The sequence below is a fragment of the candidate division TA06 bacterium genome (genome assembly GCA_004376575.1).
GTDB lineage: Bacteria > Hydrothermota > DG-26 > E44-bin18 > E44-bin18 > E44-bin18.
Genome location: SOJN01000123.1, coordinates 1 through 23411, shown reverse-complemented (window position 1 = coordinate 23411; position 23411 = coordinate 1). Strand labels below are relative to the sequence as shown.

General features: G+C 50.5%; 24 protein-coding genes and 2 tRNA genes. 24 read left to right on the top strand and 2 right to left on the bottom strand.

What is annotated here, in order from left to right; translation table 11 throughout:
• Nucleotides 1-99: 99 nt before the first annotated feature.
• The 19 genes from E3J62_10215 to E3J62_10125 all read left to right on the top strand — a co-directional run bounded on the left by E3J62_10215 (nucleotide 100) and on the right by E3J62_10125 (nucleotide 15101).
• Nucleotides 100-194, top strand: a tRNA-Sec gene (locus tag E3J62_10215).
• Between the two features lie 9 nt (nucleotides 195-203).
• The gene (locus E3J62_10210) at nucleotides 204-428 is read left to right on the top strand and encodes a DUF3343 domain-containing protein (GenBank protein ID TET44478.1); all 225 of its coding nucleotides are present in this window, start codon (nucleotides 204-206) and stop codon (nucleotides 426-428) included.
• Nucleotides 382-774, top strand: coding sequence for a sulfurtransferase-like selenium metabolism protein YedF (gene yedF, locus E3J62_10205; GenBank protein TET44477.1), 393 nt, complete (start codon nucleotides 382-384; stop codon nucleotides 772-774). Before E3J62_10210 ends, yedF begins: the two co-directional genes overlap by 47 nt.
• Nucleotides 775-844: 70 nt before the next feature.
• Nucleotides 845-1819, top strand: a complete 975-nt coding sequence (gene selD, locus E3J62_10200) for a selenide, water dikinase SelD (protein ID TET44476.1) — start codon at nucleotides 845-847, stop codon at nucleotides 1817-1819.
• A gap of 13 nt (nucleotides 1820-1832) precedes the next feature.
• Nucleotides 1833-2672 (top strand): sulfide/dihydroorotate dehydrogenase-like FAD/NAD-binding protein, encoded by an 840-nt coding sequence (locus E3J62_10195; GenBank protein ID TET44475.1) that lies wholly within the window; start codon nucleotides 1833-1835, stop codon nucleotides 2670-2672.
• A gap of 1 nt (nucleotide 2673) precedes the next feature.
• A complete protein-coding gene (gene gltA, locus E3J62_10190; protein TET44474.1) occupies nucleotides 2674-4080 on the top strand; it encodes an NADPH-dependent glutamate synthase in 1407 nt (468 codons plus the stop codon).
• Nucleotides 4074-4613, top strand: coding sequence for a DUF177 domain-containing protein (locus E3J62_10185; protein TET44473.1), 540 nt, complete (start codon nucleotides 4074-4076; stop codon nucleotides 4611-4613). The genes gltA and E3J62_10185 overlap by 7 nt, the downstream gene beginning before the upstream one ends.
• A gap of 16 nt (nucleotides 4614-4629) precedes the next feature.
• Nucleotides 4630-4809, top strand: coding sequence for a 50S ribosomal protein L32 (locus tag E3J62_10180; GenBank protein ID TET44472.1), 180 nt, complete (start codon nucleotides 4630-4632; stop codon nucleotides 4807-4809).
• Nucleotides 4810-4811: 2 nt separating this feature from the next.
• Nucleotides 4812-5810 (top strand): phosphate acyltransferase PlsX, encoded by a 999-nt coding sequence (gene plsX, locus E3J62_10175; protein TET44471.1) that lies wholly within the window; start codon nucleotides 4812-4814, stop codon nucleotides 5808-5810.
• Between the two features lie 27 nt (nucleotides 5811-5837).
• Nucleotides 5838-6821 carry a ketoacyl-ACP synthase III gene (locus E3J62_10170; GenBank protein ID TET44470.1) on the top strand — a complete coding sequence of 328 codons (984 nt, stop codon included), beginning with the start codon at nucleotides 5838-5840 and terminating at the stop codon, nucleotides 6819-6821.
• 2 nt (nucleotides 6822-6823) lie between these two features.
• Complete coding sequence (gene fabD / locus E3J62_10165) at nucleotides 6824-7768, top strand: ACP S-malonyltransferase (protein TET44469.1); 945 nt, start codon at nucleotides 6824-6826, stop codon at nucleotides 7766-7768.
• Nucleotides 7765-8505 carry a 3-oxoacyl-[acyl-carrier-protein] reductase gene (gene fabG, locus E3J62_10160; protein TET44468.1) on the top strand — a complete coding sequence of 247 codons (741 nt, stop codon included), beginning with the start codon at nucleotides 7765-7767 and terminating at the stop codon, nucleotides 8503-8505. The genes fabD and fabG overlap by 4 nt, the downstream gene beginning before the upstream one ends.
• 100 nt (nucleotides 8506-8605) lie before the next feature.
• Nucleotides 8606-8854 (top strand): acyl carrier protein, encoded by a 249-nt coding sequence (acpP, locus tag E3J62_10155; GenBank protein TET44467.1) that lies wholly within the window; start codon nucleotides 8606-8608, stop codon nucleotides 8852-8854.
• 4 nt (nucleotides 8855-8858) lie between these two features.
• On the top strand, nucleotides 8859-10097 hold the full coding sequence (fabF, locus tag E3J62_10150) for a beta-ketoacyl-[acyl-carrier-protein] synthase II (GenBank protein TET44466.1): 1239 nt from the start codon (nucleotides 8859-8861) through the stop codon (nucleotides 10095-10097).
• Nucleotides 9977-10882, top strand: a complete 906-nt coding sequence (rnc, locus tag E3J62_10145) for a ribonuclease III (protein TET44465.1) — start codon at nucleotides 9977-9979, stop codon at nucleotides 10880-10882. The genes fabF and rnc overlap by 121 nt, the downstream gene beginning before the upstream one ends.
• 19 nt (nucleotides 10883-10901) lie before the next feature.
• Nucleotides 10902-11228: a hypothetical protein gene (locus E3J62_10140; GenBank protein ID TET44464.1), complete on the top strand. Its 327-nt coding sequence runs from the start codon at nucleotides 10902-10904 to the stop codon at nucleotides 11226-11228.
• A complete protein-coding gene (locus tag E3J62_10135) occupies nucleotides 11194-11985 on the top strand; it encodes an electron transfer flavoprotein subunit beta/FixA family protein (GenBank protein ID TET44463.1) in 792 nt (263 codons plus the stop codon). Before E3J62_10140 ends, E3J62_10135 begins: the two co-directional genes overlap by 35 nt.
• Nucleotides 11986-12003: 18 nt before the next feature.
• Nucleotides 12004-12984, top strand: a complete 981-nt coding sequence (locus tag E3J62_10130) for an electron transfer flavoprotein subunit alpha/FixB family protein (GenBank protein ID TET44462.1) — start codon at nucleotides 12004-12006, stop codon at nucleotides 12982-12984.
• 1220 nt (nucleotides 12985-14204) lie between these two features.
• Complete coding sequence (locus E3J62_10125; protein ID TET44461.1) at nucleotides 14205-15101, top strand: hypothetical protein; 897 nt, start codon at nucleotides 14205-14207, stop codon at nucleotides 15099-15101.
• 174 nt (nucleotides 15102-15275) lie between these two features.
• Here the strand turns inward: E3J62_10125 and E3J62_10120 are convergent, their stop codons facing one another.
• Both E3J62_10120 and E3J62_10115 read right to left on the bottom strand, forming a co-directional pair.
• Nucleotides 15276-15797 carry a DUF2202 domain-containing protein gene (locus tag E3J62_10120; protein TET44460.1) on the bottom strand — a complete coding sequence of 174 codons (522 nt, stop codon included), beginning with the start codon at nucleotides 15795-15797 and terminating at the stop codon, nucleotides 15276-15278.
• Nucleotides 15798-15927: 130 nt separating this feature from the next.
• Nucleotides 15928-16016: transfer RNA gene (locus E3J62_10115), tRNA-Leu, on the bottom strand.
• Between the two features lie 191 nt (nucleotides 16017-16207).
• Here E3J62_10115 and E3J62_10110 point away from each other — a divergent pair.
• The 5 genes from E3J62_10110 to E3J62_10090 all read left to right on the top strand — a co-directional run bounded on the left by E3J62_10110 (nucleotide 16208) and on the right by E3J62_10090 (nucleotide 23390).
• Nucleotides 16208-17305, top strand: coding sequence for a carboxypeptidase regulatory-like domain-containing protein (locus E3J62_10110; GenBank protein ID TET44459.1), 1098 nt, complete (start codon nucleotides 16208-16210; stop codon nucleotides 17303-17305).
• A gap of 48 nt (nucleotides 17306-17353) precedes the next feature.
• Nucleotides 17354-18814: a GAF domain-containing protein gene (locus E3J62_10105; protein TET44503.1), complete on the top strand. Its 1461-nt coding sequence runs from the start codon at nucleotides 17354-17356 to the stop codon at nucleotides 18812-18814.
• Nucleotides 18790-20565, top strand: a complete 1776-nt coding sequence (locus tag E3J62_10100; protein ID TET44458.1) for a PEGA domain-containing protein — start codon at nucleotides 18790-18792, stop codon at nucleotides 20563-20565. The genes E3J62_10105 and E3J62_10100 overlap by 25 nt, the downstream gene beginning before the upstream one ends.
• Nucleotides 20566-20634: 69 nt before the next feature.
• Nucleotides 20635-22563: a hypothetical protein gene (locus E3J62_10095; protein TET44457.1), complete on the top strand. Its 1929-nt coding sequence runs from the start codon at nucleotides 20635-20637 to the stop codon at nucleotides 22561-22563.
• Between the two features lie 17 nt (nucleotides 22564-22580).
• On the top strand, nucleotides 22581-23390 hold the full coding sequence (locus E3J62_10090) for a hypothetical protein (protein TET44456.1): 810 nt from the start codon (nucleotides 22581-22583) through the stop codon (nucleotides 23388-23390).
• Nucleotides 23391-23411 lie beyond the last annotated feature (21 nt).

Here is a 23411-nt window from a genome sequence, read left to right as displayed (position 1 = left end):
ACCAGGGCTCAGGATAGGCAAAAAGGCCTTTACAAAAATCGGGCTTTTATGTATATTGGGTTGTTCTCTTGAGACCGAGTCTGACTCATCTACAAGAGTGGAGGCGGATAGGTGCTGGTGTGCCTGCTGGACTTCAAATCCAGTCGGTCTGCACTCTGTGGACTGGTAGGTTCGATTCCTACACGCCTCCGCCACAAAAAGTTATGGCAACAGAATGTTATCTTCCCGTTGATGTCAGGATGGTGTCAAAAGCGGGGTGGCTGGTCAGGGAGAATGGGATAGAGGTGAGGGTGGTTTCCAGCCCACCTGAAGTGGATCCGGAGTGCGGTTTTTCGCTGGTTTTCCCCTGTGAGAGACTGGAAGAAGTGACCAAACTTCTGGATGGTTCTGGGATTGTTCACAAGAAGGTCAGGAGAGTGGAGAGCTGAACGCATGAACGTGGGCAATGTAGTATTCCTCAACAAGGACAGGATAGGCCACGGTGAAGATGAGCTTGGCAAGATATTAATGAAAGCTTTCCTTACAAATGTACTGGCCGTCGAACCGCTTCCCACCCACATCGCTTTCATGAACTCCGGAGTGAAACTCACGGTAAGTGGGAGCGAAGTGCTGGACATACTCAAAGAGATGGAAAAGAAGAACGTAGGTCTGCTTGTGTGTGGAACATGTCTCGACTACTTCAGGATCAAAGACAAGCTTGGCGTCGGCAAAGTTTCGAATCAGAATGAAATCGTCAAGACATTCACTGCCGCGTCAAAGGTGATTACGGTTTGACATGGATGAGATAAAACTTACATCGATGACCAAAGCTGCTGGGTGAGCCGCCAAGGTCTGCCAGAAGGACCTGGTCCAGGTCCTCAAGAAGATCACAGTGTGGGATCATCCTAACATAGTCTATGGCATAGACAGTGTGGGGGATGCTGGTGTCTATTCAATAGACAAAGAGAGATCTCTCATACAAACAGTTGATGTCCTTACTCCGATTGCAGATGACCCTTACACCTTCGGTGAGATTGCCGCCGCAAACTCTTTGAGCGATGTGTATGCTATGGGTGGGAAGCCTCTGACGGTTCTCAACATAGTTGGCTTTCCAACCAAACTGGACATTGATATACTAACCAGGATATTGGAAGGTGGGGCTTTCAAGGTGAGAGAGGCCGGTGCCGTAATGATTGGTGGCCATACAATCAAGGACGAAGAAATCAAATATGGTCTCTCTGTGTCCGGTATTATTGAGACAGAAAAGCTTGTCACTGCTTCCAGTGCCAGGCCCGGGGATGTACTCGTTCTGACTAAAAGGATCGGCACAGGTGTCATATCAACAGCTTTGAAAAGAGGGAAGGCCTCAAAAGAGGCTATACTGGCGATAAACGAGTCCATGAGGACGCTAAACCGGCGTGCATCAGAACTGATGATGAAGACGGAGGTTGATGCCTGCACAGACGTGACAGGTTTTGGCCTCATGGGGCATGCTCTTGTAATGGCAGAGCAGAGCAATGTGGGCTTGAACATCTTTTCGGGAAAGGTTCCGTTCTTTGAATGGGCCCCAGGTTACGCTGGGAAGGGCTTTGTACCGGGTGGAACAAGAGCAAACTTCGATTTCATCACTCCTAAAGTCGATTTTGATTCCTCTGTCAGTGAAACAGAGAAGATTCTACTTTGTGATGCTCAGACCTCCGGGGGACTTCTGGTAGCCGTTGATGAGACCAAAGCCGACTTCTTTCTCAAGGCACTCCAGTCTGTTCCGGAGACTGCTGTGTCGGTCATCATTGGTGAAGTGGTGAGTCAGCATCCTGGCAGCATATCTGTCGCGTCTTAAGAGGACATGTGCGATGAATGAGATAGTCCAGAAAAAGGAACTTGCACCCGATATAGACGAATATGTTATCAACGCTCCTCTTGTGGCAAGCAAGTGCCTGTCCGGCCAGTTTGTCGTCCTGAGGCTCCATGAGGAGGGTGAGCGGATACCGATTACCATCGCCGACTTCGACAGGGATACGGGCTTCCTAACCCTGGTGATACAGGAGGTGGGGAAGACGACCATGGAGATGGGAACGATGAAAGAGGGCGATGTTCTTTCTGATGTTATTGGTCCTCTGGGCAGGGAAAGCAAGATTTCCAAAATAGGCACCATGGTTGCCGTGGGAGGAGGAATTGGCATCCCTGCTGTACATCCGATAGCCCGTGCTTTCAAAGAGGCGGGGTCGGCGGTTATTTCTGTCCTTGGAGCGCGCAACAAAGAGCTCCTCATATGGGAAGAGAGGATGCGCTCCTTCAGCGACAAGATTTCTATTACGACTGACGATGGGTCATACGGGAAGAAGGGGTTTGTCACAGATGCTCTTAAGGAACTGATAGACTCGGGGACCAAAATAGACCAGGTTACTGCAATTGGTCCAGCAATAATGATGAAGATGGTGTCTGAGGTTACCAGGCCCAAAGGGATCAAGACAGTTGTCAGCCTGAACTCTCTTATGCTTGACGCCACTGGCATGTGTGGTGTTTGCAGAGTAGAGGTCGGGGGCAAGACGAAATTTGCTTGTGTGGATGGACCTGAATTCGACGGGCATGAGGTCAATTTTGACATACTCATGTCGAGGCTCACCATGTACTTGCCTGAGGAGAAGGAGTCGGTAGAGGCCTATAGGAAAAAGCTCTCGTCCGGGAAATGATATGGCAAAGAAGAAATTGTTGCTGGACAAGATTCCTGTAAAGAGACAGGCTCCAAAAGAGAGAGTTCTCAATTGGAATGAGGTCGCTCTTGGCTACAGTGAGGAAGACGCAGTCAATGAGGCCACAAGATGCATAATGTGCAAGAAGTCCCAATGCATAGATGGCTGTCCGGTAGAGATTGACATCCCGGGCTTCATTGATCTCGTGAGGAATAGGGATTTCGTAGGCGCAGCCAGGAAGGTGAAAGAGAAGAACATCCTTCCTGCCATTTGCGGCAGGGTGTGTCCTCAAGAGGTGCAGTGTCAGGAGACCTGTGTGCTGGGTAAGAAGGGAGACCCGATATCGATTGGAACTCTGGAGAGATTTGTCGCGGACTATGAGGCCAAGAACGCTGAGATTGAAGTACCTGAGATTCCGCCCAGTACAGGCAAGAGGGTTGCAGTTGTCGGCTCCGGACCTGCTGGGCTTACTGTAGCCGGAGACATGGCAAAGCTCGGCCACTCTGTCACCGTGTTTGAAGCCCTTCACAAGCCTGGCGGGGTTCTTGTATACGGAATACCCGAGTTTCGTCTTCCCAAGACCATAGTCGCTCGCGAGTGTGAATACATGGGAAAGCTTGGTGTGGAATTAAAAACCGGGTTCGTGGTGGGAAAGACAAGGACCGTGGAGGAGCTGTTTGAAGAAGGATACGAAGCAGTCTTCATAGGAACGGGGGCGGGCCTTCCCCGGTTCATGAAAATACCGGGCGAGAATCACAATGGAGTCTATTCGGCAAATGAATGGCTGACCAGGATAAATCTGATGAAGGCCTATAGATTTCCGGAATATGACACACCCATAAAGGTTCGGAACAAGGTGGCTGTCATTGGCGGCGGCAATACTGCCATGGATGCTGCCAGGACTTCATTGAGGTTGGGCGCAGAGGTCGTTTACGATGTCTACAGAAGATCGAGAAAAGAGATGCCGGCGAGAATTGAAGAGATAGAGAATGCAGAGGAAGAAGGAATTCAGTTTAACTTCCTGGTCAATCCTGTTAGAATCATCGGGGACGAAAAAGGCTGGGTGAAGCAGATGGAGTGTATTAGAATGGAGTTGGGAGAGCCTGATGAGTCTGGAAGGAGGAGACCCATACCCATAGAAGGGAGCGAGTTCAAGCTGGATGTGGACATAGTCGTGGTTGCCATTGGCCAGAGTCCCAACCCGCTCATTCCTCAGAGCACCCCTGGTCTGGAGGTTGGGAAGTGGGGCAACGTGGTTGCGGACGAGGAAACTGGTAAGACGTCGATGAAGGGGGTTTTTGCTGGAGGTGACATAGTCACGGGCGAGGCAACAGTCATTCTGGCTATGGGTGCCGGGAGGAAGGCGGCAGAAGCCATGGACGAATATCTGAGGACCAAGAAATGGTGAGTAAGACGTGCAAGCAGCTCAAGATGGATATGTCGGAGCTGCGCGATGGAAAGGCAGAATTGGAGTTTGACTGCAGTCTGGATTCTCTCTCGTTAAAGCGAGATATTGTTGATCTGGACGGCAATGCACGAGCTAAGATGTCCATCTTCAACACAGGCGACGGGGTTGATGTTAGGGGCTCCGTCTCCTTTGTCTGCTATCTGGTATGTTCGCGGTGTCTAAGAAGATATGAAATGAATCGCACCGAACGAATCATGGTTTACTATAGAAAGGCCGGAGCAGTTCCGGCCTTTCGTGAGATTGAACTTTCCGAGGCAGATGCAATGACTTACTATTACGATGACAATGTGATTAACCTCGCTTCCAGCATTAGGGACGCGATTCTTCTCTTTATTCCTATCAAACCTTTGTGTTCGCCGAAGTGCAAGGGATTGTGTCCCATATGCGGGCAGAATCTTAATCAGGGCAGGTGTTCATGTAGTAGAGAAATGGTTGGTGCAAGATGGGAGGCTCTTAAGAAGTTCAAGCGCTAGCGAGAGAGGAGAAGAGATGCCGGTTCCCAAGAGAAGACATTCCAGGACAAGAAGCAGGAAAAGGCGCACCCACTACAAGGTGGATGAACCAGCGATATCCATTTGCCCAGAGTGCAAAAAGCCCAAGCCCCCACACAGGGTTTGCCCGCACTGTGGTTATTACAAGGGTAGAGAGGTAATCAGTACAGAAACGTAACTATGACAAGAATTGCTCTCGATGCCATGGGTGGAGACAGGGCGCCGGACACAATTGTCCAGGGCCTGGCCGAAGCCATCAAAGACAAGCAGTTTAGTGCTTTTCTTATTGGAGACGAAAAGAGGATAGGCAAGTCACTGGAAAGGTATGGGGTGGGCAGGTCTGTCGAACTTGTTCACGCTTCTGAAGTGATTGGACCTGATGAGTCCCCGTCAATGGCAGTGAGGAGGAGGCGCGGCTCATCCATTGGGGTTGGAGTGAGGATGCAGAAAGAAGGCAAAGTCGACGCGTTCGTCAGTGCAGGAAGCACAGGCGCGGTCATGGCTTTCTCACTGCTTACTCTCGGTAGGCTCGGGGGGGTAAACCGTCCAGCCATAGCAGCCTTTTTCCCTACGAAGGTAGGGTTCAGCCTGGTTCTTGATGTCGGCGCCAACTCAGACTGCAAACCACTCAACCTGCTCCAGTTCGCTATGATGGGGTCGATCTATCTCAGTTACTCCTTTCAGAAAGAGAGCCCAAGAGTGGCGTTGCTTAGTATGGGAGAGGAGGATTCCAAAGGAAACGACCTGACTCTGGCTACGCATGAATTACTGAGATCTGCTGACCTGATTAACTTCGTAGGGAACATTGAGGCAAGCCGCATACTCGATGGTGTTGCAGATGTTGTAGTCTGCGATGGTTTTGTTGGGAATGCCATACTGAAGTTTGGTGAGGCGATTATCGATTATGTGTCCCAATCTGCGAAGGAGTCAGTAAGAGGTGGACTTAAGGCGAAACTGGGGGGCTTGATGTTGAAGTCCTCGTTCAAGAAAATGATAAAAAGAATGAACTACGAAGAATACGGGGGCGCGCCTCTTCTGGGAATAGATGGTGTGGTTTTTGCCTGTCACGGGAAGTCTACACCCAGAGCAATAAGGAGTGCCCTCATCTCCACTTGCAACTACGTGGAGGGGAGAGTGAACGAACATATTAGAGAAGAACTGGCGCGGCATACACCTTGAGGAGTAGCGAAAAGGGGGACCAGAAGCGTGGCAAAGAAGGCGAGGATAATAGGAACAGGCTCTGCACTTCCAGAAAGGGTTCTTACTAACTACGATCTTGAGAAGATGGTGGATACGTCAGACGAATGGATTGTGGAGCGGACAGGAATTAAGGAGAGAAGAATCGCCGACGAGAAGACAGCTACCTCCGATCTTGGCCTTCTCGCAAGCAAGAAAGCGATAGAAGATGCGAAGATAGATCTGAAGGAAATAGAGATCATTCTGGTTGGAACAGCTTCCCCGGACATGCTCTTTCCTTCCACTGGATGTGTCGTGCAGAGCAAACTGGGATTGGAGAACATACCTGCATTCGATGTTAGTGCGGCCTGCTCCGGATTTCTATACGGTCTGGAGATAGCGAGGGCCCTTCTGGAATCGGGAATGTACAACACACTTCTACTGCTCGGAGCCGAAACGCTTTCCAAGATCGTAGACTGGACGGATAGGTCAACCTGTGTATTGCTTGCAGATGGAGCGGGTGCCTGTGTCATGAAATCACTCAATGGAGAGAGGGGCATACTGAGCACATTTGCTGCCGCTAACGGTTCCCTCGGGAAACTCCTGTACCTTCCTGCCGGTGGGAGCAGAAACCCTGCGTCAGTGGAGACTGTAGAAAAACGGATGCACTATATAAAGATGAAAGGAAATGAAGTCTTCAAGCATGCGGTGAGGGCTATGGTGAATGGAGGCCAGATTGCTCTAGAGCGAGCGGGGCTGACTGCAGCAGACGTGGATCTTTTCATACCGCACCAGGCTAATATGAGGATAATAAAGGCGGTGGCCAAAAGATTGCGTGTGCCTGAAGAGAAGGTATACACGAACATACATAGAGTTGGCAATACCTCAGCCGCTTCCATTGCAATATGCATTGATGAAGCAAACAAGGACGGAAGGCTGAACGAGGGCGACATCGTGCTCCTGGACTGTTTTGGCGGGGGCCTTACCTGGGCGAGCGCGGTAATCAGGTGGTAGAAATGAGAGTTGCATTTATCTTTCCGGGACAGGGGTCACAGGGAGCAGGGATGGCAAAGGCCTTCTACGAATCCTTTCCCTCCGTTCGTGAAACCTACGAGAAGGCAAACGACATACTGGGGATGGACATAGCTTCGCTGTCATTTGAGGGTCCCGAAGAAGAGCTCCGCAAAACAAAAAACGCTCAGGTAGCCATACTTCTGCACAGTGTTGTTGGTGATGCTTTACTGAAAAGTATGGGAATCAGACCGGACATAGTGGCTGGCCACAGCCTGGGAGAGTATTCGGCGAATGTTTCTGCTGGCTCACTTGAACTGGACGATGCCCTCCATTTGGTCAGGTTCAGAGGAGAGCTGATGTGGCAGTCGGGTGTGAAGAGTCCAGGGACCATGTCAGCAATCGTAGGAATGGATTACGACCAGGTGGAACAACTGTGCAGGGAGGCATCCACACATGGTATTGTATCCGTCGCCAACTACAACTCTCCTCATCAGGTAGTCATATCCGGTGAACCTGAGGCTGTGAAGGTTGCATCCGAGCTGGCCAATTCCCGGGGAGCCAAGAGGGTCATGCCTCTTAAGGTGAGCGGAGCTTTTCACTCTGAGCTGATGCGAGATCCGGCACTGAAATTGTCCAAGGTTCTTTTCAAGACCAAGATCTCTGACCCGACAACCCCTGTGGTTGCAAACTGGTCTGGCAAGATGGTGAAGGACTCAGAAGGTGTGGGCGATGCTCTCAGAAGGCAGATGCTCAGTCCGGTCCTGTGGATTGACTCAATCAAAACGATGCTTGGATTTGGAGCCAAATGCTTTGTGGAGGTAGGGCCAGGAAAGGTCTTGCTCGGCCTTCTGAAAAGGACAGACTCAAAAGTTGCCATGTATAGCGTTGCTGATACAAAGAGTCTCGAATCGACTGTCAAGGCACTGGAGCAGGAGATACCCAGGTGAGACTAAAAGAGAAGGTTTCTGTAGTGACAGGTGCTGCTAAGGGAATTGGCAGAGAGATAGCGTTGAGGTTTGCTCAGGAAGGAGCAGACGTGGCGGCTTGGGATGTGGAGACGGACGAGATGGAATCTCTAAAGACTGAGATAGAAGGAAAAGGCAGAAGATTTCTCGGCCTTCAGGTCGACGTGTCTGACTTTGATACAGTGAAAACTGCTGTGGAGAATGTTCTTGACGGATTTTCGCGTATCGATATACTAATTAACAACGCAGGCATAACCAGGGATAATTTGATTATTCGGATGAGCGAGGTGGATTGGGACTCGGTGATAGACGTGAACTTGAAAGGTGTATTCAACTGCACGAAGGCTATTTCCAGGGTTATGTTGAAACAGAAAAGTGGTAGAATAATAAACATCTCCTCTGTGATTGGCATTTTTGGAAATGCCGGGCAGTCAAACTATGCAGCCTCCAAAGGCGGAATAATATCCTTCACGAAGTCGATTGCAAAGGAGCTTGCCTTCAGAGGCATAACAGTTAATGCAATCGCTCCGGGATTTATAGATACGGGCATGACCGGTTTGCTTGGAGACGAGGTGAGAGAGAAGTACTTGCAGTCGGTACCCCTAAGAAGGATGGGAACCGGCAAGGATGTGGCTGAGGCCGCCCTCTTCCTTGCTTCCGATCAAGCGTCCTACATTACTGGCGAGACAATAAGGGTTGATGGGGGGCTGGCTATGTAGGTGGAGTGGATGCGATGGCGACCGACTGTGTCGTGGGTTTGTTTTGGGTGTCGTCACCGGAGTCTCTGGGAATGAATCAGTAAAAAGTGGAGGTGTGAGGATGTCGTTGGAAGAAGAGGTCAGGAAGATAATTGTTGACCAGCTTGGAGTCGATGCAGCTCAAGTGACCATAGAAGCACGCTTCGTTGATGACCTTGGAGCTGATTCACTCGATACTGTGGAGCTGATAATGGCTCTCGAGGAGAAGTTCGGCGTAGAAGTTCCTGATGATGATGCGGAGAAACTGGTAACAGTTGGAAAGGCAGTCGAGTACATAGGGAAGAAATTGGGAGAGAAGAAAGAAGGGTAGCGGCTTGGCAAGAAGAGTTGTAATAACTGGATTTGGAGCAGTGACTCCTATCGGCTCCAACGTGAAAGAATTCTGGGATTCCCTTGTGGAGGGGAAGAGCGGTGTTGATCGCATAGCTGTATTTGACCCGACAGATTTCCCTGTGCGCATAGCTGGAGAGGTGAAAGAATTCGAACCGGCAACCTTCATGGATAGAAAAGAGGTTCGCAGAACCGACAGGTTTACTCAGCTTGCATACAAGGCCGCCCTGGAGGCTATTGAGGACTCCGGGATCGACGTGTCCTCGAATTCTGAACGTATAGGAGTGCTTATAGGGAGTGGGATTGGTGGGGTGGGAACCTGGGAGGAGCAGCATAAGAGGTTGTACGAAGGTGGTCCCAGCCGGGTTTCTCCTCTTTTCATTCCCATGATGATAATTGATACGGCCTCCGGATTCATATCCATTAAGCTGGGTGCCAAGGGGCCAAACTTTTCTACAGTTTCGGCATGTGCGTCAGGTGCTCACGCAATAGGGTTCGCCCGCGAAATCATCGCCTCTGACATGGCTGATGCGATGATAACGGGTGGATCAGAAGCGCCCGTTACACCTCTGTCTCTTGCCGGCTTCTCTGCGATGAAGGCGCTTTCCACTAGAAATGAGGAACCCGAAAAAGCCTCCAGACCTTTTGATAAGGAGCGGGATGGGTTCATCATGGCTGAAGGGGCAGGTGTTCTCGTTCTAGAGGAGCTGGATAGGGCAAGAAGAAGGAACGCCAAAATACATGCAGAAGTTATTGGATTCGGCATGAGTGGTGACGCATATCACATAACCGCCCCTGCTCCGGGAGGAGAAGGTGCCGCAAGAGCCATGGCCCTGGCTGTGCGACAGTCGGGAGTCTCTCCTGAAGATGTGGATTACATAAACGCCCATGGAACATCGACTCAGCTGAACGACAAGTTTGAGACTACGGCAATCAAGTCCGTGTTCAATCAAAGCGCCCGCAAATTGCAGATCAGTTCGAACAAATCGATGACTGGTCACCTTCTTGGCGCTGCGGGTGCAGTGGAGCTTATAGCCACAGCATTGACCATCGAAACCGGAGTTGTACCGCCCACCATCAACTATGAAAACCCTGATCCTGAATGCGATCTGGATTATGTGCCCAGGGAAGCGAGAAACTCAAAGGTCAGTATCGCTATGTCGAATTCCTTTGGGTTCGGCGGTCACAACGTTTCCATAGTCCTCAGAGCCATAGAAGACTGAGTATGAAGCCGGAGTCGAAACGGAAAGTTGTCACTCCTGAGAGGCTTGACTCCCTGAGGGAGTTTCAGGAGCGGATGGCGATCTATTTTGTGGATCCTTCTCTTCTGGACATGGCCCTCACTCATAGCTCGCACTCTAGCCTTTCCAACGAGAGACTTGAGTTTCTGGGAGACTCAATCGTGGATATGGTGGTCGGAGAATACGTGTACAAAAGGAAAGCCCGTGCCTCAGAGGGCGAGATGACGGATTGGCGGTCAGACCTTGTTAGGGAGGTGGCTCTGGCAGAGGCGGCAAGAGGGATAGATCTGGGCAGTTACCTTCAGCTCGGAGAAGGAGAACTAAAGTCGGGAGGCGCAGGGAAAGCATCCATTCTCGGCGATGCTTACGAAGCATTGATTGCTGCCATATATCTAGAAGAAGGATTGGAAGAGGCCAGGGAGTTCATATATGATACGCTGATTGGCAGAGAGAAGTCCATTCCGAAGAAAAAAAACTACAAGTCGCTGCTTCAGGAAGCGACCACCCGCAAGGGAAGACGTAATCCAACATACAGGGTAGTGTACGAAGAAGGGCCTGATCACCGAAAGACTTTCACCGTCGAGGCCCTGGTTGACGGTGAGGTTGCCGGTACCGGGCACGGAAAGAGCAAGAAGATTGCAGAGCAACGTGCTGCCAGAAATGCTATTGGAAAGCTGAAAATGGGAAACGAAATGGTGCCCTCTGGCGGAGACGAGCCCGGCAAGCGGAGTTCAGCGAAGACGCCCAAAGAGAGAGAAGGAGACTGATAAATCCTAAGGAGATCGTGTGGCGGATAGATTTGTGGGCACGAAGATTGTGGTAAAGACGTCTGAGGAAGACGGGATGCCTGCCTCTTTCATCTGGCGTGGCAAGACCTACCGTGTGGATAAAGTCGAACGAGTATGGCAGGATTGGGGGTTTCCGCTCGGCCGGGCGCCCAGGAGACAGGCTTGGAGGGCACGGAGACACCGGAACTTCTATGTTGTCTCCTCAGAGAGTGAGAGTTTCGAGATTTGCAGGGATAGAGGGAAGAAGGGCGGGTGGGTACTCCTGAAGATTTTCCAGAAAGGAGAGAACGGTGAACGTAGTAGTGTGTTTGAAACAGGTTCCTGACACTGAACTTTCTCTGGGCATAGCACAGGGTGGGCAGGATATAGACAGAGGTGATATCAGCTATGTGATCAATCCATACGATGAGTACGCGATTGAAGAGGCGCTCAGAATCAAGGAGAAATCTGGTGGTGAGGTCACTCTGGTTGCAGTGGGTCCTGGCAGATATGAGGAGGCTCTGCGTGGTGGTCTTGCCATGGGGGCTGACAGGGCAATCCATGTCAAGGATGAAGCGCTTGAAGGCTCGGATCCGATGGTAATTGCATATGTGCTTTCCAAGGTTATTGGAGGGGTCGACTACGATCTCATATTGTGTGGCAAGCAGGCAATTGAGGATGACTCGGGTCAGGTTGGGCCAGCTCTGGCAGAGCATCTCGATCTACCCCAGGTGACGGTTGTCACGAAGCTGGAGATTGACAGTGACTGCAAGAAGGCGGTTGCGCACAGAGAAGTGGAAGGCGGCATAGAGGTCGTGGAGACCTCCTTGCCGGCAGTGGTGACAGCGCAAAAGGGGCTGAACGAGCCCAGATACGCTTCGCTGAGGGGAATGATGAAGGCAAAGAAGATGCCTGTTGAGACAAAGACTATCGCCGACCTCGGCATTTCTTCGGATGAGGTTGGGAAAGCCGGATCAAAGACCCATCTGATTGAGCTTACCTATCCACCGAAGCGTTCTGCTGGCAGAATCCTCGATGGCGAACTTGCCGAAGCAGTGAAAGAGCTTGTTCGGTGCTTGAGGGAAGAAGCAAAGGTGCTGTGAACAAAGGAGTTGAAAACCATGGGAGATGTGCTTGTAGTTGCTGAACATTCTAATGGAAAGGTGAGAAGCGCCAGTTACGAAGTCCTGGGCGTAGCCGAAAGACTTGCTGAGAAGACCTCTGGTTCTGTGAGTGCCGTGTTGGTGGGCGACAAACTTCAAGGGTTGGACAAACTCCTTGCCTCATACGGCGCGCACAAGGTGTACCTGGTCGAAAACTCACATCTTGGGGTCTATTCTACCGAAGGGCACTGCGCAGCCGTGTGCAAGGTGATAGAAGAAGCCAAGCCTGAGATGGTTCTTTTTGCTGCCTCTTCCAGGGGCAAAGATCTGTCTCCAAGAGTGGCAGCAAGGCTTGGAGTGGCAATCGCCTCTGACTGCACAGATGTCTCATATGATGATGGTCTGGTCGGTACCAGGCCCATCTACGCGGGAAAGATAGTGTCGAAGGTGAAGATTTCAGGCAAGAAGCCCTACGTTGCGACCATAAGGCCAAAGATATTCCCCGTCCCAGAGAAGGACGAGAGCGCTACCGCCGAAGTGACCAATGTGCATGCGGCCGTGGATGCTTCGACTATCAGGGCAAGGGTGAAGGAATTCCTCAAACCTGAAACAGAGTTTCCAGATGTGGCGGAAGCAGACATAATCGTTTCTGGTGGAAGAGGTCTGAAGGACGGCTCCAAGTTTGAGATTCTGGAGGAATTGGCCAAGCTGCTGGGAGGTTCTGTCGGTGCGTCAAGGGCAGCAGTCGACGCAGAGTGGAGAGACCACGCAGATCAGGTGGGTCAGACCGGCAAGGTTGTGAACCCGAATCTGTACGTTGCGTGCGGAATATCAGGTGCTATCCAGCATCTGGTGGGTATGCGTACGTCAAAATGTATAGTGGCAATAAACAAAGATGCCGAAGCGCCAATATTCAAGGTTGCGGACTATGGTATTGTGGGAGATCTGTTTGAAGTGGTGCCGCTGCTGAAGGAAGAGCTCGAAAAGCAATGCCGGTGACCCGTCTACGCTCAACCTCGTTGAGCTTCCCCACTTCGCTCTGCAGAGCTACGTGGGACTTCGCGACGGGCTTTGCCCGACTACGCCGGCCCCTATACACCCGAAACTGCGAAATTCCCCGTCTTCGCTTTTGTTAGCTTCGACGGGCTCTGCTCTCCGACTTCCCGTCCCCTTCGAAATTACGAAACGAAATAGAGCCACGCTATCGGAGAGGGCGTGACGCATATTTCGTCCTGAGGCGTTAGCCGAAGGATCTGCTTGTGCCAGATTGCCACGACTCGCTCCGCGAGTCTCGCAATGACAATTCTGTTTTCGTGTAGGGGCAGGGTTTCCCTGCCCAGGGGGATGGGCGCGGGGACCCTCCTTCGCCCTCCGTGGCTTCCAGACTCCGCTGTCCCTAGCTTCGTCAGGCAAGCTGAGGTAGGTTCCCCACTTCGCCGCTACAAAACCACTGAATACGAGATCTCCGATCCTAGATCTGAGATCTTAGATGGTTCACCCTTCAGGGTGAATCAAGGCAAATTGTAAAAGCATCCCACCCCACCTCTACCCTGGATGCAAGGGCACTGAATGCGAGATCTGCGTTCTTAGATCTGAGATCTAAGATGGTTTAGTACATCCCATCCATACGGAATTCTGCTGCATTCAACCAGTAGCCAGAACCATGGGGTCAGGTATAAACTTATGGCCCAAAATGTCAAACTGTTAAGTTGAAAATCCTTCGAGTATTCGGAGGACACCGAGCAAATGGCCTTAAAGTGACACCGTCCCCAGCCCCAGTTAGACACCACATGCATGGATCGCACTCCTTTGGGGTTTTTTTGGGGGTTGCGTAGGGTCATGGATATATGCTATATAAATATAGTGGATGAGGTATACTAGGGTAGACACAAGTCGCGTCACGTGCGTTCGCAGCCCCGTTGACGGGCTCTGAGTTCATCATGGAGGGTTTATGCTGATTCGTGTAAGACATCCCAATAGGAACAACGCCTCGATGCAACGGCCTGCAATTCCATTGCTTATGCCCGAAGCGATGCGTCTTTCGGAGGGGTCTTATACGGCAATCGACACAGTGTTTGGGGTGTTATGCGGATCGGCATAAACAGCGTTAGGCGGAAAATTCTAGGCTTCTTCCGAAAAGCTTGTTTATCTTATGGTGCGGGTAGTTCTACACCGACACATTCAGACGCTATTCAAGATCATATATAAGGGGAGGGAAAATGTCTCCAAGGGATGCTGGACGTGAAGGGCCATATGCTTTTCATCTTGATAACGAGCGATCATACGGCTTCGTCAAATCGGTTAGTGGGGGCTCCCCACGAACAAAAACAGCGGTTCGAAGTGGTCTACGCACATACTCCCTCAGGAAGCGACCTGTGTCTCGATCATATGAGAACTTCTATGTGGAAGCAGGCATGGGCGCACCATTGAGCTTGTTCCAATGGGTTTCCGCGACACTCAAAAACGGTTTGGTTACCCGTAGTGGTGAAGTCCATAGTTGTGACATAGAAGGCAAAAGCCTAGGCGTCAATCAGTTTTTTGATGCTCATATCCGTGAGATTACATTTCCTCGCTTGGATGCATCCTCTACTGAAGCTGCATTCTTATCAATATCGATTCATCCGAGCGGCGTTCGCCTTCAAAAGGGAACAGGTGAAGAGATTTCCGCGAAGAGCCCTGCGCAGGAAAGGAGGATCAATCGATCTTCCTTTCGTGTCGAGATGGGCAATTTTCAATCACAGAGGATCAGGCAAGTGGAAGAAATTAAGTGGTCTCTAGCCTTGACCGAAGATGACGCTGCATCGGATCGGTTTCCGGAGGCAGATCCAATCGAATGGACCGATGTGAGCAACATAAAGCTTGTTCTGCCTGTTACCGACGCCCAAGATTGGTTGGACTGGTTCTATAAGGTTCAATCAGGTGATGAACAGGATTACGAAGTTGATGGGTTCGTAGAGTGGCTTTCAGCCGATAACAGTGTGTCCCTGGCCCGAATTGACCTTCTTGGGTGTGGGCCGGTTGCAATTGATATGTTCGGCACGGAATCTAATCAAGATGCGGTGGCTTTCATCGGAGTCGAACTCTACGCAAACAGTTTACGTTTCAAGATCAACTGATAAGGCTTTTTTCCGCCTGACCCGTCGCTGGAGCAGACGCCCAAACGGCGCGGAAAAACCGATTTGAATCAGGAGAGTTGATGCTGGAAAATGATTGAAGCGAGCGTCGGGCCTCGCCCCTAGAACGGATCTGAGTGCGAGATCTGCGTTCTTAGATCTGAGATCTAAGATGGTTTAGTACATCCCATCCATACGGAATTCTGCTACGTCTAGCCAGTAGCCGGAATTTGTTACGCTGTCATACTGCGCCTGAAGTAGTGCGTGATGATATTCCTCCTCCTGGCGTACTTTTTCGAATATCTCTTTGGCCGTTTCATCATTTGCTTTTGATTTGGCTTCGTTGAAGAATTTTATCGCCTTTCTTTCTATCTCCATCGCCTGTCTGAGCGCCTCGACCTCACCCGGTTCTCTTCCTGCCTTCATTTTGTTCTTCGCCTCACTAAAGAGAGGGGGTGTGGTCACACTTTTCAGCTCGGAGGCGACAGCGCGCCAGTCTTCAGTGTCCGACATTGAGTCGAACATCTTCCGGAACGTTTCCATGTGCGCGATCTCCTCAGCTGCAAGCCTTTCGAACATCTCTTTTCCCAGCTTGTTATTGGTCTTCTCCGCAGCCTGGTGGAAGAATGCATGTCCTTCCTTCTCCATTTGTATTGCCGTTCTTATCGCTTCTGCGACTTGCGGACTGGCCTCACCCATTCTGAACCTCCGTCTTATGATTTGTGAAGTGTTACCAGGTGACTTTTTGATCTCCCCGATTTCGTTGATCCGCTCTGAGAGTATTCTCTCCCCTCCGTTTCCGTTCCACCGTTTTCTGCTGATTGGAGTGTGGTGCCGAAGGAGGGAATCGAACCCCCACCCCCGTCTCCGGGGAACGGATTTTGAGTCCGCCGCGTCTTCCTATTCCGCCACTCCGGCCTGACATGATTAGAGGCTGGGAAACGAGTTATCCTCTTGCCCAGTTCAACCTCCTTTGGGAAAGCTTCCCACCCATTATACCAGCCGGCCCGGAGCACGTCAACCCTCTAGCTAGTACTTCGATTCGCAATTACGGTGACGTTTGATTCAAGGGATGTTGATTCAAATTGCTCACTCAGCACTAGTCCTGAGTGAATAAATTCGTCATCGGATTTATGGATCGAAGGACTGGTACCACTAGAGTGCAATATCTGCAGCAAAAATCTGAATATTGTTTGACAGTAGAGCAGTTTAGGTGTAGTTTTATATTGGAAAGTTGTCCACAAGGGGTCAAATTGCGTAGGACAGGGCTGGCTGTTCTTCTTCTGTTTTTCATCTGTTCTTGCAGAGCGGAAAGGTTCAATCCTCTCGATCCAGAATCTCCGCGGTTCAAGGACGAGTGGGTAGTGGCCGGCACCGTGAGAGACTGGAACAGTGGATATATTGAAGGCGTGCGAATAGAACTGAAGCCCGGTCTCATGTCTGGAGTCACAGACGGTACAGGAGAATATGAGATAAAGAAAGTCCCACGCGGTTCCTATACTGCTGTTGCCTCAAAGGAGTTTTGTTCTGCCGAGACAATCCAGGTCGAAGTTGTTCCTGGGTCCCCAACAATAGTCGATTTCAAACTGGATCGGTTGCCAGTGTTCTCTCAGATACGCGCTACCACCCATGACGACAGTATCAGCACCGGCAACGACCTTTATGCGATCTTTTCCGCTAAGGTCCTGGATCCAGATGGATGGGTGCTGAGTGACAGCGTCTTTCTCAGTCTGGATACTTCTATGGTTTGGCCCATGAGGGATCTTGGCAGTGACAGCTTCGGTCTGACTCTTCCTGACGACAGCCTACCAGGCAACAACCTCGAATATCTGATCGGCAGAGATCTCGTTTTGCTTGCCACGGACAACGCAGGGAGGCGTTCTATTTCCGACTCGTTTGGAATAACCAGGATAATATACGATATTCCAGTAGCCCTCTCTCCCATAATCTATGCACCTCAGAATCCTGTCACTTTCAAGTGGTCAGGTATAGATGTCGAGTTCGAGTTCACCTACACGCTGACCGTAGAGCAGATTAATCCACCCGAAAACAAAATATGGGTTGTGGAGGGGATCTCATCCAATTCGACAAACTACCCTTTGAAGGATACTCTGACACTTGGAGGAACATTCCTATGGTGTATGAAGGCGTTGGATTCATTTGACAACAGCTCCCGGTCTCGCTTCGAGTTATTCACAGTGGATTAGAAGTCTTTATCTGGAAGCCTGATGGAAAACAGTTACTCTAAAGAAAAGATGTTCAAGACTCTGTTTGAGATAAGCCAGACTCTCAACAGTATTCTATCTTTGGAACGGCTTCTCAACAAAGTGATGGACCTGGCAATTGAAACTCTCCATGCTGAGAGAGGGTTCATCATACTTAAAAACGAGTCGAGTGATGAGTTGAAGATTGCCGCAGCCAGAAACATGGAAAAACAAGATGTGAAGGACTTGAGCGTGATTTCTCGCAGCGTCGTTCGCTCAGTTCTTCATGACCGGAAGCCCTTGCTCACTCACGATGCAAAGGTGGACACGCGTTTTAGGGGATCTGAATCTGTGAGACTACACAACATAATCTCCATAATGTGTGTTCCACTTCTGCTTAAGAATAGGCTGTTTGGTGCGATATACGTGGATAACACCCGCAAGAAGGGTGTCTTCTCCGATGAGGATCTGGAATTTCTAACCATATTTGCGAATCAGGCAGGAACTGTGATTGAGAATGCAAGGCTGCATGAATCTTTGCTTGATGAAAACGTTAGGCTCAGGCAAGAGGTGAGAAAAATATACGGCTACGAGAGCTTGCTCGGCAGGAGTCCGAAGATGCTCCGCTTCTTTGAGCTTCTGGATCGAATCATAGATTCGGATGTGAGCGTCATGCTGCTCGGAGAAACCGGAACCGGCAAAGAACTGGCAGCCCGAACAATCCATTATAACGGGCCAAGAAGGGAGAAAAACTTCGTGCCTCTATATTGCGGCTCGCTTCCAGAGACCCTTCTTGAAAGCGAGCTCTTTGGTTCGAAGAAGGGCGCTTACACTGGTGCAGTTCAGGATAGACAGGGCCTTTTTGAGGTCGCAGATGGTGGAACCATCTTCTTTGATGAGGTCTGTGACGTAAGCCACCCAATACAGGCGAAGCTGTTGAGATCACTGCAGGAAGGAGAGTTCAGGAGAGTAGGCGAGACAAAAATAAGAAGGGCTGACGTGAGAGTCATATCAGCGACCAATAAGGACATAAAGAAGGAAGTGAGGGAGGGGAGGTTCAGGGAGGACCTGTTCTACAGGTTGAATGTGATCAGCATAACCATACCGCCTCTCAGAGAGAGAAAGAAGGACATTCCACTTCTGGCCGATTACTTCTTGAAGAGATATGCTGACAAAGCCGGCAAAAGGATTGAGCGTTTAACTGATGAGGCAGTGTCGAGATTGACCGGATACAGCTACCCAGGCAACGTTAGGGAGCTGGAAAATACGATAGAGCGCGCAATTCTGCTTTCAACCTCAGACCAGATCACTGGCAAGGAGATCACCTTTGAGATGAGGGACGTAAGGGAAGAGACTATTTCCTCCTCTCTGGCTGAGCGTGAGAAAGCTTTCATACTGGATATCCTTGAGAAGATGGGTGGTAACAGGAGGGAGACCGCAGATGCTCTGGGTATCTCATTGAGATCTCTCCAGTACAGGCTTAAGGAATGGGGTGTAATAAAGAGACGATGAGCGAGATGATAGGAAAATACAGGATAAAGGAGGTTCTCTCAAAAGGTGGTGCCGCCACAACCTATAGAGCTCGTCAGCCCCAACTTGACAGAGATGTTCTGCTCAAGGTTCTCCATCCTTCCTTGACCAAAGATGACAAGAGTGTGGAGCGATTCTCCCGTGAGGCGAAGGCGGTTGCAAAGATAAGACACGCCGGAATAGCCCATATTTACGACTACGGTAAGACGAACGGCCTCTACTATATCGCAATGGAATTTGTGGAAGGATTGAGCCTTGCTGAGGTCCTGGCCAAAGAGAAGAGAATGCCTGTTGATGTGGCAACCTATGTGGTCTCTCAGGCCTCCAGGGGTCTAGGGTTCGTCCACTCCCAGGGGATTGTCCATAGAGACATCAAGCCTGGGAATATCATTCTGGGCTATGATGGTGCTGTGAAGGTGGCCGATTTTGGACTTGCGTACTCGGAAGCTCTGCCTTCAATAACAATTGATGGTGAGCTTTTCGGAACCCCGAGCTACATGTCCGTGGAGCAGATAAAGGGAGAAGAAGTTGACGCCAGGGCGGACATATATTCACTTGGCCTCACCTTTTACCAGATGCTCTCGGGAGTAAGGCCTTTTGAGGGCAGCAACTATTCAGCGATTATCACCAAGAAGTTGACTGAGGATGTAGAGCCAATAAAGAAGATTGTTCCGGACTGTCCTCAAAGACTTGCTGGTATCGTTTCCAAAATGGTTGATAGGAATCCTGCCAGAAGATACCAGTCCATGGAAGATTTGAGCCAGGAGCTCGAGGTGTTTTCCAACGAGTCAGCCTTCACCCTGGATGAGAGAATTCTGGTCGACTATCTCGGTGGCAAGAAAGAAAGTGTGCTGACAATCGCCCCTGCCAAAGGCCGAAAACGTAGAGGGCTATACCTCTATCTAACAGCTTTGGCGGCAGTTCTGATCGCTGGCGGCATAATTGGGGGCAGACTCAAACCCGAAAGTCCTGTGGATACTTTGAATCCGCTTCAGCCTCAGGTCGGAATAGAAGCTCCTTCCGTGCATGAAGAAACAGAGGAGACGTCGGCTAAGGGTGTTGAGATGGTACTACCTTCTGTGCAGGTGGAGACGGGAGCCATTCTGGTTACCTCTGTGCCTGGCGGGGCAGACATTTTTGTTGACGGCACTCCGCAAAACTCCAGGACTCCTGCCCTGATAGCGGGTCTCACCCCAGGAGAGCATGAGGTTGTACTCCTGCGGGAGGGATATGGAGAAACGGGTCAAAAAGTGTCCATAGAACAGGCAGACACGTCTCGTGTTGCGTTTACTCTCCATCCGAAAGAGAGGTTTGGTTTCGTCAAGATAAATGTAACACCCTGGGCAGTTGTCCATATCGACGGCGACTCGATTGATACGACACCATTTAACAGGCTCCTGAGATTGGATCATGGCAGGCACAAGCTGATCCTGGCTAACGCTCAGTTTCCAGACTATGTCACACACATCAATGTGACTGGCGGTGAAACGACGAGGATTTCCATCAGTCTTAGAGATGAATTCGGATATTTGATGTTGAAGGTTCACCCGTGGGCTGACGTGTACATAGATGGGGAGTACAAGGATACGACGCCTCTTACGAAACCGATACCTTTGCTCCCAGGGAAGCACCTCATCAAGCTGATAGGACCCTCATCTGCAACCTGGGAAAAGGGAGTGGCTCTTGAGCGGGGCGAGACTGTGATGCACAAGATACTCTTTTCCCCAGATTAGTGCATGGTTTGCAGGAGCACCGGCGGTCCCGGATGGCCGGTGGGGAACAACGACTGGTAAGTTTATAGCATGTTTGTACTTAGTATGTTGCCAGATAGAGGAGTGATTGGCATGCATCTTGCGATATATAGAACAACGGGTGAATATATGGGAAAGGCAGGGAGTCTGATATTGTTCAAGAACTCATTGTTGGTAGCGGCTCTTACCCTTCTGTTCTTTTTGTCTGCTCCTGAGGTCTCTGGGGCGAGCAATCCATATCAAATCTGGATCCCTTATGTCGAATCGCCTCAGATAGAGTTCGACGGGCATGTGGATACGCTAGGGGAATGGGTTGATGCGGGCCGCTATGACATTTCTGACGTGAGGGGCGCAGATACCCCGACCGATTCGGGTTCTGTCTTCTTGTATGCTTCCCACAATTATTCCTATTTGAGAATTGCGGTAACGAATCTGGGCGACTCAGTTCTATCAGGTGAAGATATTGTCACCCTGTGGGCAGACGATAACAACAACGACACGCTTGACATCATTGTCGAAGGCAAGTACTCTCTGATGCATTACCCACAGGGAGATTCGTTGTTCTTCTCGCCCTGGTTTTCATCAATTCTTGAGACGGAATTTCAGATCGGTATCAGCGATGTTGATGGGTATGTTTCTTTTGAGGCTGAAATTGCACTTGGTGCGATCTTCTACTATATAGACTCTCAGACAGACCGGGCTTTCGGTGCCTGGATCGGAGTTCAGGACGGAGACGCTGGTGGTCACAATGGTATCTGGCCGCATGAGGGGATTCATTTGTTCCCAGAACACTATGGGGATATGTACCTCGCAGGCCCAGGCGAATCCCCGCCACCTGGTCCTCCCACCAATGTGACCGTGCGTGTAGACCGCCCGGATACTGTTGTCATTGAGTGGGACAACCCGATGTTTGATGCGGTCGGGAACCCACTCGATGGACTCGATTCAGTTTTCATATACAAAGAAGGGATCAAGTTCCGTTCCATTCCTGCAGATTCAGTTGGTGCGCACAACTTGTGTAGAGACAAAGAGGTGCTGCTCACGAAGAGCTATTCATATAGGCTTTCGGCAGTCGACACTGTACACAATGAGAGCCCGCTCACCGAGGCTCAATGTGTTGTGCCTGGATATCTTTACTACTCCAGCGATTTTGAGGACGATAATGGCGGTTGGTTTCCAGGAGAAGAGAGCACCTGGGAGTGGGGCGAGCCCCGAAGTGTGGGGCCCAACCGAGCCTATTCTGGAGAAAAATGCTCGGCCACCAACCTCGATGGGTACTATGGCAAGAATATCCGGTGGCAACTGACGAGTCCTCCGATCTCGATTGAGAACCTTGCGCTTACAAGAGTCGTCTTCTGCGTCTACCATTGGTACGAGGCTGAGCCCTGGTTCGATGGCGGCAACGTGAGAATATCGACTGATGGAGGATCCTCCTGGAACCTAGTTGAGCCTGAAGAGGAATATCCGATCGAGTCGATATCTGGTCTTGACGAAGAGCCAGGCTTTGGTGGCCATTCTGGCAGATGGGTACACTCGATCTTTGAGATTTCAGAAAACATCGGCAATATCGTAGAGATGAGATTGGACTTCGGCTCGGACGCTTCAACAGAGTTTTCCGGATGGTATGTGGACAACATTGATGTTGTTACAAGCACCCCCGGCGTTGGAGTTCAAGAGACAAGGAATCTCAAGGAAGCCAATTTGAATGAGCCCATGCTGGTTGTCAGCCCCAACCCGTGTCGCGGTTGGGCCACCGTTGTCTTCAAGGTGTCACGTCCGGAAAGGGTCGGCTTATACGTGTATGACCTTGCTGGAAGGAGAATCGCCACGCTTTGTGAGGGGAATCAGAAGGCCGGAGCTCATTCTTTGATCTGGGACGGAACAAATGGCACGGGTGAGAGTGTCTCATCTGGTGTGTATATATGTAGGCTGAATATTGGGGCCAGTTTCAAGGCTGTGAAACTGCTCGTCATAAAGTAGTTCCCTCAAAACAGTTAATGGCGCCGAGTAGGTTCTGTCTTTTAGTAGCGGCCCTTGTGGTCTGCTTTTCTGTAACAGGAGTGGGGGCGAAAGATGACTTCGTCTCGCGCGCCGAAGATTTTTATGCCGAGGGTGAGTATCTACTCGTTATCGACTACGTTGAAACGATCCTTTCCGACACTCTTGGCTTGGACACGGGGGACAGAACCTTACTTCTGAGGATCCTGGGCTCATCATATGTTGCGGTAGGAAATACAGAATCGGCCAAGAAGCGGTTCAAGAAGATGCTTGAACTAAAAGCTGATTGTGAGCTCGACCCTGTGTTCACCTCTCCCAAGATTCTTTCGGTGTTTGAGGAGGCAAGGCAGGAGTTCGAGACCGAGCAAGCGATCAGCCAGCCTGAGACCTTGAGCACCAAGCTCGCCCCCCAAGAGTCAGGGCGCAACGTGTGGCTGGGTCCGGCGATGAAATCACTCATTGTACCGGGACTTGGTCAGTTTCAGAACGGCCATCAGAAGAAGGCCTATTTCTTTATTTCCTCTGAGGTTGTCTCACTTGCAGGCCTGCTGGTCTCTCAGGTGAAGTTTGACGAGGCGCGAAGAACATACGCCGGAAATGACGATCCATCAAGGATGGAACCTCTCTACAGCAGCTACAACACATGGTTCATGGTCAGAAATGGATTCATCGCTACCTCGGTTGGCATCTGCTTGCTGAGCTCTGTGGACGCCATAATAGGCGCTCTGGAGAGCGAGTACAGGGAAAAGCCACCCCGTGTCGGGGTCCTTCCTCTTGGGAACGGCTTTTTCGCCTACCTGAGTTTCTGAACGTGCACAACTAGTGCAGTG